General features: G+C 71.3%; 11 protein-coding genes. 4 read left to right on the top strand and 7 right to left on the bottom strand.

Annotated elements, in window-relative coordinates; translation table 11 throughout:
- The first annotated feature begins 148 nt into the window (after positions 1 to 148).
- Positions 149 to 1,069, top strand: a complete 921-nt coding sequence (locus HED23_RS18690) for an AEC family transporter (protein WP_203184541.1) — start codon at positions 149 to 151, stop codon at positions 1,067 to 1,069.
- A 186-nt stretch (positions 1,070 to 1,255) separates the two neighbouring features.
- On the opposite strand, the gene HED23_RS18685 is transcribed toward HED23_RS18690, so the two are convergent.
- Complete coding sequence (locus HED23_RS18685) at positions 1,256 to 1,627, bottom strand: winged helix-turn-helix transcriptional regulator (RefSeq protein ID WP_203184540.1); 372 nt, start codon at positions 1,625 to 1,627, stop codon at positions 1,256 to 1,258.
- Positions 1,628 to 1,711: 84 nt separating this feature from the next.
- Between HED23_RS18685 and HED23_RS18680 the strand changes: the two genes are divergently transcribed.
- Positions 1,712 to 2,623, top strand: coding sequence for an NAD(P)-dependent oxidoreductase (locus tag HED23_RS18680; RefSeq protein ID WP_203184539.1), 912 nt, complete (start codon positions 1,712 to 1,714; stop codon positions 2,621 to 2,623).
- Between the two features lie 380 nt (positions 2,624 to 3,003).
- Positions 3,004 to 4,791 carry a cholesterol oxidase substrate-binding domain-containing protein gene (locus tag HED23_RS18675; protein WP_203184538.1) on the top strand — a complete coding sequence of 596 codons (1,788 nt, stop codon included), beginning with the start codon at positions 3,004 to 3,006 and terminating at the stop codon, positions 4,789 to 4,791.
- A 174-nt stretch (positions 4,792 to 4,965) separates the two neighbouring features.
- Here HED23_RS18675 and HED23_RS18670 read toward each other — a convergent pair whose 3' ends face one another.
- The 5 genes from HED23_RS18670 to HED23_RS18650 form a co-directional block, all read right to left on the bottom strand.
- Positions 4,966 to 6,012, bottom strand: coding sequence for a polyprenyl synthetase family protein (locus tag HED23_RS18670; RefSeq protein WP_238442026.1), 1,047 nt, complete (start codon positions 6,010 to 6,012; stop codon positions 4,966 to 4,968).
- A gap of 149 nt (positions 6,013 to 6,161) precedes the next feature.
- Positions 6,162 to 7,259 (bottom strand): tetratricopeptide repeat protein, encoded by a 1,098-nt coding sequence (locus tag HED23_RS18665; protein ID WP_203184536.1) that lies wholly within the window; start codon positions 7,257 to 7,259, stop codon positions 6,162 to 6,164.
- A 397-nt stretch (positions 7,260 to 7,656) separates the two neighbouring features.
- The gene (locus HED23_RS18660; protein ID WP_203184535.1) at positions 7,657 to 8,595 is read right to left on the bottom strand and encodes an EamA family transporter; all 939 of its coding nucleotides are present in this window, start codon (positions 8,593 to 8,595) and stop codon (positions 7,657 to 7,659) included.
- 50 nt (positions 8,596 to 8,645) lie between these two features.
- Positions 8,646 to 9,254 (bottom strand): TetR/AcrR family transcriptional regulator, encoded by a 609-nt coding sequence (locus HED23_RS18655; protein WP_203184534.1) that lies wholly within the window; start codon positions 9,252 to 9,254, stop codon positions 8,646 to 8,648.
- Positions 9,255 to 9,398: 144 nt separating this feature from the next.
- Complete coding sequence (locus HED23_RS18650; RefSeq protein ID WP_238442025.1) at positions 9,399 to 9,935, bottom strand: kinase; 537 nt, start codon at positions 9,933 to 9,935, stop codon at positions 9,399 to 9,401.
- Between the two features lie 191 nt (positions 9,936 to 10,126).
- On the opposite strand from HED23_RS18650, the gene HED23_RS18645 reads away from it, so the two are divergent.
- Complete coding sequence (locus HED23_RS18645; RefSeq protein ID WP_203184533.1) at positions 10,127 to 10,345, top strand: MbtH family protein; 219 nt, start codon at positions 10,127 to 10,129, stop codon at positions 10,343 to 10,345.
- A 187-nt stretch (positions 10,346 to 10,532) separates the two neighbouring features.
- On the opposite strand, the gene HED23_RS18640 is transcribed toward HED23_RS18645, so the two are convergent.
- Complete coding sequence (locus tag HED23_RS18640; RefSeq protein WP_203184532.1) at positions 10,533 to 11,633, bottom strand: winged helix DNA-binding domain-containing protein; 1,101 nt, start codon at positions 11,631 to 11,633, stop codon at positions 10,533 to 10,535.

Raw genomic sequence — 11,633 nt, 5'->3', positions numbered from 1 at the left:
CCGCTTCCGGAGCGGGCGGAGGTGCGAGCCTTCCGGGTCTCCCGTGACCGGGCGACGCCGCCGCATACGGCATCGACGGTCCGGGCCGCCGGCACGGGACGGCCATCCGCACCGACCGGCCGCACACGATTCATCAGCAAGGAAATTCATGCAGGGAGTTCTGACCGGGTTCGCGGTGATCGCCGTCGTCATCGGCGTCGGATACGTCCTCGGACGCCGGGGACATCTCGGGGACGACGGCCGGACGGTCCTGACCAGGCTCGCCTTCAACGTGGCGACCCCCGCACTGCTCTTCACCACCTTGGCGGGCGCGGACCTCTCGGTCGTCTTCTCCCAGCGGCTCCTCGTCACCGCCGCCGCAACGGCCGCCGCAGCCGCCATCTTCGTCACCGTGGGACTCCTCCGGGGCTGGGGCACCGGACAGCTCACCATCGGCGCCCTGTGTTCCAGCTACGTCAACGCCGGCAATCTCGGGATCCCGATCGCCGTGTACGTACTGGGAGACGCCTCGCTCGTCGCCCCCGTCCTGCTCTTCCAGCAGATCGTGGTCACCCCCCTGGCCCTGACGATCCTGGACCTCAGCAGACCCGGCAAACCCCGCCCTCTCCTGCAGCGCCTGACCACTCCGCTGCGCAACCCGATGGCAGTCGGCTCACTGTCCGGCGTGACCGTGGCCGCCACCGGATGGACCGTCCCGTCTCCGGTGTTCGAACCTCTCACCCTCATCGGCAACATGTCCGTCCCGGCGGTCCTGCTGGCCTTCGGGATCTCCCTGCGAGGCAGCGGCATACCCGCCCGCGGGGACAACCGGCCCGCCATCGTGCTGTCCGCCGCGCTCAAGACGACTGTCCAGCCCCTCATCGCCTGGGGTGTGGGAGCGGGTGTCTTCCACCTGCACGGCGCGGCTCTCCTCGACGTCGTCGTGACGTCGGCGCTGCCCGCCGCCCAGAACCTCTTCACCTACGCTTCCCAGTACCGTGTCGCCGAACAACTCGCCCGGGAGTCGATCCTGTTGTCCACCATCCTCTCGATTCCGGTTCTGATCACCGTCGCCGCTCTCCTGGGATAGGCGGCGGCGCGTGGACTCCGGACCCTGCGATGTCCGCGGGGCACGCCGGGCCTGCCTCTGAAACCGGAGGCCAGGTGCGACCGGCCCGCGGCCCGGGGTCCGTCCTGCGTGTCGGTCGGCCGCGCCCGCGGGTAGTCGGCGCAGCCCCCACGCCAGGCCGCACCGGGAGTGACAGCGGGACGGTCCTCAGCCGTGCGGGGTCTCGGTGAGGTCGATCAGGGCCGAGCCCTCGCGACGCATCCGCTCGTCCCCCCAGGTGCCGAGCGGTCCGAGCGCTCGGTTGAGTGTGTGCCCGTGCTCGGTCAGCGAGTACTCCACCCGCGGCGGTACCTGGGCATAGACCTCCCGGATGACGAGACCGTCCTGCTCCATCTCCCGCAGGTGCTGGGTCAGCATCTTCTCGCTCACTCCCGGCAGACCGCGGCGGAGCTCAGCGAAGCGACGTACGCCATGGGACTCGAGTTCCCAGAGGATCAATCCCTTCCACTTGCCGCTCAGTACGTCGAGCGCGGCGTCGATGCCACAGATGTAAGGCCCGCACCTCGGCGCCTTGGCCATCGCAGATTCCCCTTACGAAAAGGTAAGTACCGAAGAAGATAGTGGGTACTTCCGAGAATAGCGGCGCTCTTCGACCATGGAAGGGTGAACGAACGACGGAACAACCCCAACTCCAGGAACGACCGCTCTGTCACCGTGATCGGACTCGGTCCGATGGGACAGGCGATGACGCGTACGCTTCTCTCCGCCGGACACCCGGTCACCGTCTGGAACCGCACCGCTCGTCGGGCCGACGGTGTCGTGACCGACGGGGCGACGCTCGCGGCGACCCCTGCCGAGGCGGTCGAAGCGAGTGATCTCGTGATTCTCAGTCTCACCGACTACCAGGCGATGTACGACGTCCTCGGCAACGCCACCGAACTGCTCGCCGGGCGCACGCTGGTCAATCTGAGCTCGGACACCCCCGACCGCACACGCGAGGCCGCGGCATGGGCGGCCGGCCACGACGCGACCTTCCTCAGCGGCGGTGTCATGACGCCCGCGCCGATGGTCGGCACCGAGGCGGCCTACGTCTACTACAGCGGCCCCGAGAAGACCCTGGGGAGCCACCTGGAGGTTCTGGCACTGCTCGGCACGCCAAGGTACCTGGGCGAGGATCCAGGCCTCGCCCAACTGATGTACCAGGCCCACCTCACGGTGTTCCTCTCCGCCCTCTCCGGGCTGATGCACGCCACGGCGATGCTGGGCACCGCAGGCATGAAGGCTCAGGAAGCGCTGCCGGAACTGTTCTCCACCGCCGACTCGATCGGCGAGATGATGAGGGCCGGAGAGGAGAACCCGGGCGCCGCTCTGGACGCCGGAGAGCACCCCGGCGAGCTCAGCACGGTCACCATGATGGGTGCGACATCCGACCACATCGTCGACACCAGTACGTCACTCGGCCTCGACCTCGCGCTCCCGCTGGCCGTGCAGGGCCACTACCGTCGTGCGGTCGAGGACGGACACGGCGGTGACAACTGGACCCGCATCATCGACGGCATGCGGCGCCCGGGCTGACCGGACGCGGGACCGACGACCACGCACCCGGCCGCGACCCCGCCCCGTCGGTACGGTGCCGGGGCGGCCGGTCCCGTGCAGGAGGTGATCGGCGCGGTCCCGGTGCGGCCGAGCGGTGGGGTGACGCGGGCGGAGACTCTTCGTCGACACGGCCGCCACAGCGCGGTGGGGGCTCGGTGCCGCGTGCACACCTTCGCGTCGATCCCGTACAGCTCCGGCGCGGTGACCGTGCTGAAGACCGGATCGGGGCGCTCCTCTGCGGCGACGCGCTGGAGCGCCGGCCGCCGAACGCCTCTTCCCTTACACCCGTAGGGCCGGCTCACGCAGGCTTTTGAGGGAACGCACCGGCCGGGAGGTGCGTGCCGCTTACCTTCGTGCCCATGCCAGATTCTGCCGGCTCCACATCCCGTCCTGTCCCTCCTTCGCGGCGTGGGGTTCTGCGCGCCGCGGCCGTCGTGGGCGGAGCCCTCGGTGTTCCCGGCGGCGTCCTGTCCTCAGGCGCGCACCCGTCCGCAGCAGCGGCGCCGGCCGCCGCCCCGTCGCTGCCTCCCGAACTGCCCGCAGGGCTGGAGGCGTACCGCACCCCGTACATCAACTGGGCCGGCGAGATCACCCACCACGGGCTGTGGGCCTGCGCCCCCCGTACCGGTCAGGACCTCGCCGATCTCGCGAACTGGGCACACGGCAACGGCTGGAGACTGCGTGCGCGCGGCAAGGCACACAACTGGTCGCCTCTCACCATCACCGGGCCCACCGAGTCGGACCAGCGGGTGCTGCTCCTGGACACCACCAGGCATCTGACCAGGATGGAACTCGTGACGCCACCCGCCGGCGCGCCCGGGGCCGTCCGAGCCCAGACCGGTGTGACCCTGGAGGCGCTGACGGAATACCTTGCAGGCCACGGACTGGGGGTCACCAACACCCCCGCACCGGGGGAGCTGACGCTCGGCGGCACACTGGCCATCGACGCCCACGGCACGAGCGTGCCCGCGACGGGGGAGACCGCGCGCCCGGGGCACACCTACGGCACCCTGAGCAACCTCGTCCTGTCGGTCACGGCTGTCGTCTGGGACGCCGCCCGTTCCACCTACGTGATGCGCACCTTCCACCGGGGCTCCGACAAGGAGTGCGAGGCTCTGGCTGCCCACGTCGGCCGCGGCCTCGTGGCCGAGGTCGTTCTCCAGGCGGGCGAGGAGATGCCACTGCGCTGCCAGAGCCGGGTGGATCTCAGCAGTGACGAACTGTTCGCCCCGCCGGGCAGCGCACTCGCCGGCCGGGGAAACACCTTCGCCGACTTCCTCGACCGCTCGGGGCGGGTGGAAGCGATCTGGTTCGCCTTCACGGACAAGCCGTGGCTGAAGGTGTGGAGTCTCAGTCCGGAGCGCCCGCCGACGGCCAGGACCGTGCACCATCCGTACAACTATCCCTTCAGCGACTCGGTTCCCACGCCCGTCGCCCGCCTGGCCGGGCGCATGCTGGGGGAGGCCGCCTGGTACCTGGCCCCGGCATTCGGTGCCGCCCAGTACACGGTGGCGGCTACGGGCCTGGCCGCGACCTTCGCCACGGACCTGTGGGGCGCCGCCCACAACCTCCAGTTCTACCTGCGTCCCACGACACTCCGGGAGACCGCCAACGGGTACGCCGTTCTGACCCGGCGCGCCGATGTGCAGCGCGTCGTCTCACAGTTCGCGGCCTACTACAGCGAGCAGCTGAGGACGCGTGCCGCACGAGGAGAGTTCCCCGTCAACGGGCAGGTCGAGATCCGTGTGGGCGGGCTGGACCGGCCCGAGGAGTCGGCGGCCCCCGGCGCCCGGCCGCCCCTGCTCTCCGTCGTGCGACCCCCGGTGGACCGGCCGGAGTTCGACTGCGCGGTGTGGATCGATGTACTGACCCAGCCGACCACTCCGGGAGCCCACGCGTTCTACCGGGACCTGGAGCGGTTCCTCCTCGCGACCTTCGACGGAGGCTACGCCCTCACCCGTGTCGAGTGGTCCAAGGGCTGGGCGTACACCGATACGGAAGCCTGGGCGGACCAGGAGGTCATCGGGACGACCGTCCCGTCCTCCTACGGTCCGGGCCAGTGGGCGGAGGCCATCGGCGTGCTCGACCGACTCGATCCGCACAACGTCTTCGGCAACGCCTTCACCGACCGGTTGCTCCGTGTGTGACCTTCCCCGGTACGACGGGGGTGCCGGTCACCCGCCGAGCCCGGCCGCGAGCCGACCTGTACTCCACCTGTCAGGTGTCGGCCCGTCAGCGGTCGCTGCCGAGCGGCACACCGGCGGCACGTCCGGACCCGTCATCGGGGTGGGGCGGTGGTGTGACACCCGGCAGCCGGGTACTCACAGCCTGCGGTGGAGCAGGAAGCCGAGGAGCACCTCGATCTCGCGCGCCGCGCGGTGGGCGAGGGGTACGCCCCGCAGGCAGGCGCGGGCCGCGTCGAGGTGGTGGCCGGCCTCTGCCAGGGTGGCGGTGCGGCCACCGCACGCTTCCACGAGTGCTGCCGCGTGAACGGCACCCGCGTCGTCCAGGATGAGCGGGGAGTTCAGCAGGTTGGCCAGCTCCCGGGCGTGCGGGCCACCACCGGCGAGGGCGGCGAGCACAGGGAAGGTCTTCTTCTGCTGCCGCAGATCGCTGTGCACGGGTTTCCCCGTGACCGCCGGGTCACCCCAGATGCCCAGCAGGTCGTCGACGGCCTGGAAGGCCACCCCGAGGTGCCGCCCGGCACGGTCCAGCGCGGCGACGGTGCCGGCCGGTGCTCCGCCCAGGAGGCCACCGAGGGCTGCGGCGCAGCCCAGCAGGGTACCGGTCTTGAGCTCGGCCATGGCGCGGTACTCGTCGGTCCGGACGGCCTGGTGGCCCGTCCAGGGGCGGGCCGCGAAGAGCAGGTCCTCGGCCTGGCCGCGTACGAGGCCGCTCAGCGTCTCGGACAGGCGCGCCACGGCCGCAGCCGTGTGCGGTCCCGGCGTCTCGGCGAGGGTCTGCACCGCGAGGGCGAAGAGCGCGTCGCCCGCGAGTACGGCGGGCCCGGTGCCGTACGCCTTCCACACGGTCTCCCGCTGCCGCCGGGTCCCGTCCCCGTCCATGATGTCGTCGTGCAGCAGCGAGAATGTGTGGATCAGCTCGACGGCCACCGCGCCCGCCACCGCGCTCTCACCGGGTGCCTCCGCGGCCTCGGCGCACAGCACGGCGAGAGCCTGGCGCACGCCCTTCCCCTCGAACGACCCGTCAGCGGGCTCACCGCCGACCTCGCACCAGCCGAGTGAGAACGCGGCCATCTCGCCCGGCCAGGGATGAAGCCGCCCTATGGCGGTCACCAGGGAAGGGCGCACCAGGTCGCGGCAGCGGGCGAGGATGCGGGGAGCGGTGAGCGTGGCATCAGAGGACACGCCAACAGCCGATGCTGCGTCAGGCGGCACGGCGCCCTCGGGCCCGGATCCCCCCGGAGGAGCGGCGTCCCCGGTGGAGTCCGCGGACGCGGAAGGCCCGGCGGGCGCGGCGTGGCGTACGGCGTCGGCGGAAACGGCGGCGGGAGAGGTCATCGCGTCACAGCCTCCTCGACGCGCCGGCCGACGTCGGGCAGCGGTCCCACCCTCAGTTCGACAGCGGCCTTGTCGACCATGTCCCGGGCGTGCCTCAGGCCGATGCGGTCCAGCGTCCGACGGAGTTCTGCCAGTTCCACGACCGTTTCCGCGGGATTCCGCCCCAGCCTGGCCAGCGACTTGGCGAGACCCAGCCGGGACAGCGCGGTCCCCCGGGGCTCGTTCATCTCCTGGAATTCCGCGAGCGCCTGCGTGTAGGTGTCACGGGCCTGCTGGTACTGACCGGCCCTGTAGTGCACATTGGCCCGCATCTTGTGGTTGTACGCCAGCGCGCTGGACAACTTCATCTCGCGGCAGGCGGATTCGGCCTCCGTGAGCAGCGCCAGAGCGCGCTCCACATCACCGTCGCGTACAGACACCACGTCGGCTATGCCGCGCAGCGCCCAGGCCCGGCCTCGCATGTCGTCGGCTCGGCCCGCGGTTTCGGCCGCTTCCTCGAAGAGGGCGAGTGCCCTGTCGTACGACCCGGTGTTCCGGTGCATCTGGGCTATGCCTTCCAGCGCCCACACCGTGTGCCGGGCCTCTCCCCGCCTGCGCGCCTCCGCGAGCAGTTGTTCGTGCAGCTCGCCGACGGCCTCGTAGTCGCCCTGGATGCGCCCGGTCTCCGCGAGACCGGCGAGTGAGTAGCCGCGTACGACCACGTCGCCCCCGCGCTCGCCCATCTCGGCCGCGAGCCGGAGCAGCCGGTACGCCAGCGCCAGTGAGCCCCGCTGACGGGCGAGCGTGCCACCGCTCCACAAGGCCCAGGCCATGGCCCCGACGTCCTCCGCCGAACGCGCCGCACGGTAACTCGACTTCCAGGCCGCGTCGGCCTCCTCCACGCGCCCCAGCCGCCGGTACGCCTCCGCGACGGCGAGCCCGCAGCGTGCCATCTCGCTCTGCTCTCCAGCACGTTCGGCTGTCCGCAGTTCTTCGATTCCCTTCACCAGAACCTCGGTGAGGGAGGAGTTCACCGACAACGAGCCGAGCACCCCCTGGTACTCGGGAGCGAACGCCTTGCCCTTCGGCCGGTCCTGCTGAGTCACCCGTGCCACCTGCCCACTGTCTAGCCCGTCTTCGGAACCTTTGTCCCGTCGGCCGTCGGCCGTCGGTCTCTGATCAAGACGGTATGAGCGAGCAGGGGTTCCACGAATCCGTCTTCGTGTCGGTCGTGGGTCATACCTGAGGGCCACCGGAACCGCGCGGACTAGTCAGCGGGATGGACGCCCGACTCCGAGCGGAACGTACGTCTGCCGTCACGAGGGACCGCCGTGTCCGCCCTTCTTTCCTGCGTAAGAGGTCCGGCGGACTCTTCGGGGACCGGGGCCCACCGTCCCCCGCGCGACGGACGACGCCAGGCCGCCGCGGTCCGTCCGGATGCCGGGCGGTGCCGCGGGCGGCCGTGTCCACGGGTCCGTACGATCCTGGCCGTGCACCGGCTCGGTACGACGGTCACCGGTCACGGGCGAGATGCCCCTCCGCCTCGGTCCTGTGCCGCGTGACGATCGTTTGCTGCCGCACAACCGTGCGCCCGGGTGCGGTGAGGACGGCCAGGCAGCCGACGACCAGCGCGATGCCGGCCCAGCCGAGCCAGGGCAGACGTTCCCCGACCACCAGCACCGCCAGTACGGCCGCGACCGCGGGCTCCAGCAGCGAGAGCGTCGTCGCGGTACTCGCGGGGACGTGTGCCAGGCCCCGGCCGAACAGGACGTAGCCGATGAACATGGGCACCAGGGCCATGTAGACGCCGACGCCGGCGTTGGACCAGGAGCTGACCAGCGGGGCACCGGTGGCCAGCAGCACCGGCAGGAGCAGGAGCCCGCCGAGCCCGAAGACGGTACCCATGGCCGCCCCGGAGGACACACCACCGCTGATCAATCGGTGAGCGGCCCAGGAGTACAGGGCGTAGGTGAGACCGGCGACCAGGCCCAGCCCCACGCCGAGCACGGTCGTCCCCATGGACCGGGACCCGGGGCCGGAGTCGTCCTGGGCCGCTTCGGCCACGCACAGCAGCACGGTCCCGGACAGGCCCATGGCGGCGCCGAACATCCAGCGGCGCGTCAGGACGCGCCCGTCCACGACACGCTCGATCAGCGCCGAGGCCAGCGGGGCGGAGCCGATCGACACCACCGTGCCGGCGGCGACCCCGGCCAGGTGCATGGAGCTGTAGAAGGCCAACGGATAGACGGCCACAGCCACGGCGCCGAGCAGCACCACACCGCGCCGCGCGCGCAACGAGGGCGCTTCTCCGCGGATGCGGGGGGCGGCTGTCACGGCCTGCAGCAGTCCGCCCAGGCCCATGGCGACGGCCCCGATCGCAAGAGGCCCCACTTCTGGGGCGAATGTCGCCGCGGTGCCCGTGGTGCCCCACAGCACGGATGCCGCGAGCACGCACAGCGAGCCCAAGCCCACCGAGCCGGCCGAAAGTCCGGCGGGCCGCGTCACAGCCGGTCCAGCAGGTCCGCGGCCATCGACCGCGCGCGGGCCAGCCGTGCGTCCCCGCCCTCCAGTCCGGCGCGCGCCATGGCACCCTCAAGGAGGAACGCCAGATGCTCGGCCACCTCGCGCGCCTTCTCCGGCCGTCCGGGCAGCAGCTCCCTCACGTGCCCGGCGAGCAGCTCCTCGACCTCCTCCTTGTGCCTGCGCACCACGGCCCGGCCCGCGTCCCCGGAGGGAAGTTCGGCAGCCGCGTTCAGCAGGCCGCACCCCCGGAAACCGTGCTCATAGGCGAACGCGGCGTGATCTGCGTAGGCGTCGAACACGGCGAGGACGCCACCGCGCCCGCCTCCCGCTTCCTCCAGCCGTCGCCGGTACAGGCCCGTCCACTCCTCGTGGCGGCCATCGAGGTAGGCCCTCACCAGGTCGGCCTTGGAGGAGAAGTTGTTGTACAGGCTCATCTTCGCCACGCCCGCCTCGGCGGTGATCGTGTCGATGCCCGTCGCCGACACGCCGTCCGCGTAGAAGCGGCGTGCCGCGGCGGCGAGCAGTCGCTCGCGTGCGTCCCCCCGCCGCCTCCTGGGTGGCTTCGCCGCTGTGCCGGTGTCGCCCATCACGCTCCTCGGTCCGCTATTAGGTAGGTCAGTCTACCCAACATGAAGTCCGGCCTTCAGAGCATGTGTGCTTCCGGGCTGTACCGGGTGAACGGGGAGCGCGCCGATCGCCCGGGTGGAGAGCCTCGGCCGGGGGGCCTGCTGTCAGGGCTCCAGCGGTGCCAGGCCGGCCAGACCGGTGTCGAGCATCAGGCGGTCGACCGTCCCGGCGAGGGTGCTCTCGGCGCCGATGACGGTCTCGACACCGCCGGGCAGCAGGTCGAGTTCCCTGTACCAGTCCCGTAGTTGCGGCTCGCCGACCTCGTGGGCGATCGGCTTGGTGGCATGGCGGCCGAGGGTCTCATCGAACGGCACGTGCAGGTAGTAGCCGTGGGTCGGGCCGCGGTGGTCGGCGCGCAGCCGGGCGAGCATGTCGCCGTAGTGGTCGGCGTACAGGATCCCTTCGACGATCACGTGGTACCCGGCGTCGAGGGCGTAACGGGCGGTCAGGTCGATCAGGCCGATGTTCGCCGCGCCCGGCCGGTCCCGCTCGCGCAGGACGATCCGGCGGAGATTGTCCTGCGCGACGAGGGCGAGGCCGCGGCCGAACCGGTCGCGGACGGCGGCCGCGACGGAAGACTTGCCCGAGGCGCTGTTGCCGCGAAGGAGGATCAGCCTCGTGTCTTCGGAACCCACTGTCATCCGGAGGATGCTATCGGCAGCCGAGCCGGCCCGAGCGGCGCGCGCTCACCGGCCGGGCTGCGCCGTTGATCTCATCGGCGGCGCGTACGGGGTGCGCCGGGAGTTGTGCCATGTGATGCGCCGGCCGGGCGGAGCTGGGTAAGGTGGCACGGTCAAGTGAAGATAGCCTTACCTAAGTTCTAGGAGTACCGGTGACCAACCCCTTCGAGGACGAGAACGGCACCTACCTGGTGCTCGTCAACGACGAGGGACAGCACTCGCTGTGGCCCGCCTTCGCCGAGGTGCCCGCGGGCTGGACCGTGGCACACCAGGAGGACACCCGCCAGGCCTGCCTCGACTACGTGGAGCGGAACTGGACCGACCTGCGGCCGAAGAGCCTGATACGGAGCATGGCGGCCGATCCCGCGTGAGGCCTGCCCCGGAGCCGCCCGAACAGGTCTCCTGCCAAGGGTTCGCGGGCGGTGCCGGTGCGGTGGGCGCATGCGCGCCCCTCGCGTTGCCGCTCCTCATCCGCTGAACCGACGGGTACGGCGCTCCACCCTCTTGCCCGGGGCGCCGTACCCGGAACCTGGCAGAGGCGTGACAGACACGGACGGATCAGTCTCCGGGCGCGGTGAACCGTACGCGACTGCTTTCGCCGTCGGAGAGGAACGAGGCCAGTTCGCCCCCCTGCTCGGCCACGCCGTCGCGGTCCGCCCGGGAGAAGCCGCGCAGAGGGGTGACCACCACGGTGCCGACGTCGACGGTCCAGGTCGCGGCGACCCTGCCGTCGACCAGCACCACGCGCTCGCCGGCGACCGAGACGCCGCGGTGGGCGTCGTCGATGATCCTGCTGCGGTCCTGGTAACCGAGAATCGCGTTGTCGAAAGCCGGGAGGAAGCGCACAGGTGCGGGCGTTCCGGGATCGGGGCGTGGTGCGTCGGGGAGGTCGAGCAGCTCGCGCCCGCGCTCGTCCCGGAAAGAGACCAGCTCCTCCCGCAGCGCCCTCACGGCAGCCGGAAGGCCGGTCAGGCCGCACCACGCGCGCAGATCCGCCGATGCCGCAGGGCCGAAGGCCGCCAGATAGCGGCGTACCAGCGCCTGGCCGACCGGGTCGGAGCCGTCGAGGACCGGGGTGTCGACACCGCGCCCCAGCCAGGAGGACATCAGGACGTTGCGCACTCCTGCCTTGGTGCGCCACAGCCCCCGAGGCGGAGCCTGTACGACCGGCACGAGGGCCGCGACCACCATCTCGCCGAGGGCTCTGCGTGCCGGAGCGGGCCAGCGCGCGGTGAGCTCGCCCACGACCTCGGCGGTCGAGCGTGGCTCTCCGTCGGCCATCACCGCCCGTCCCGCTGCCGCGAGTTCGTCGAGATCCGTTCCTTCGAACTCGTCGCGGTAGACGCCGAGCACCCGCTGGCGCAGCATGGCATCGTGGCGCGCCCGCCAGGCGACCGCGTCATCGGCGGTGACGAGATGGACGGTGCGCCGCATGAGGTGGACCCGCACCACGTGGCGCCGTATCAGCAGGTCCGAGAGGGTTGCCGGTTCGAACGCCCGCAACCGCGACCAGAGTCCGACATACGGTTCCTGCGGTTCCTGCGCCTGGAGACCGCCGAGGTGTCCGACGGCGTCGAGTGCGGGCATGCCGGCCCGGTCGAGCAGCAACTGCCGGGCGAGCGTTGCGCGGTTGAGCGCCCGGCCGTCGAGAACGGTCAT

The sequence above is a fragment of the Streptomyces pratensis genome, assembly GCF_016804005.1.
In the GTDB taxonomy this organism is placed as follows: domain Bacteria; phylum Actinomycetota; class Actinomycetes; order Streptomycetales; family Streptomycetaceae; genus Streptomyces; species Streptomyces pratensis_A.
The sequence above is the reverse complement of the archived record's forward strand: the minus strand, read 5'-3'. Positions and strand labels throughout refer to the sequence as shown.

Bases quoted from the DNA above. Each gene is read 5' to 3' on its own strand.
- HED23_RS18675 (WP_203184538.1), top strand. From the start codon at position 3,004: ATGCCAGATTCTGCCGGCTCCACATCCCGTCCTGTCCCTCCTTCGCGG.
- HED23_RS18685 (WP_203184540.1), bottom strand. From the start codon at position 1,627: ATGGCCAAGGCGCCGAGGTGCGGGCCTTACATCTGTGGCATCGACGCC.
- HED23_RS18690 (WP_203184541.1), top strand. From the start codon at position 149: ATGCAGGGAGTTCTGACCGGGTTCGCGGTGATCGCCGTCGTCATCGGC.
- HED23_RS18650 (WP_238442025.1), bottom strand. From the start codon at position 9,935: ATGACAGTGGGTTCCGAAGACACGAGGCTGATCCTCCTTCGCGGCAAC.
- HED23_RS18640 (WP_203184532.1), bottom strand. From the start codon at position 11,633: ATGACCGTTCTCGACGGCCGGGCGCTCAACCGCGCAACGCTCGCCCGG.
- HED23_RS18655 (WP_203184534.1), bottom strand. From the start codon at position 9,254: ATGGGCGACACCGGCACAGCGGCGAAGCCACCCAGGAGGCGGCGGGGG.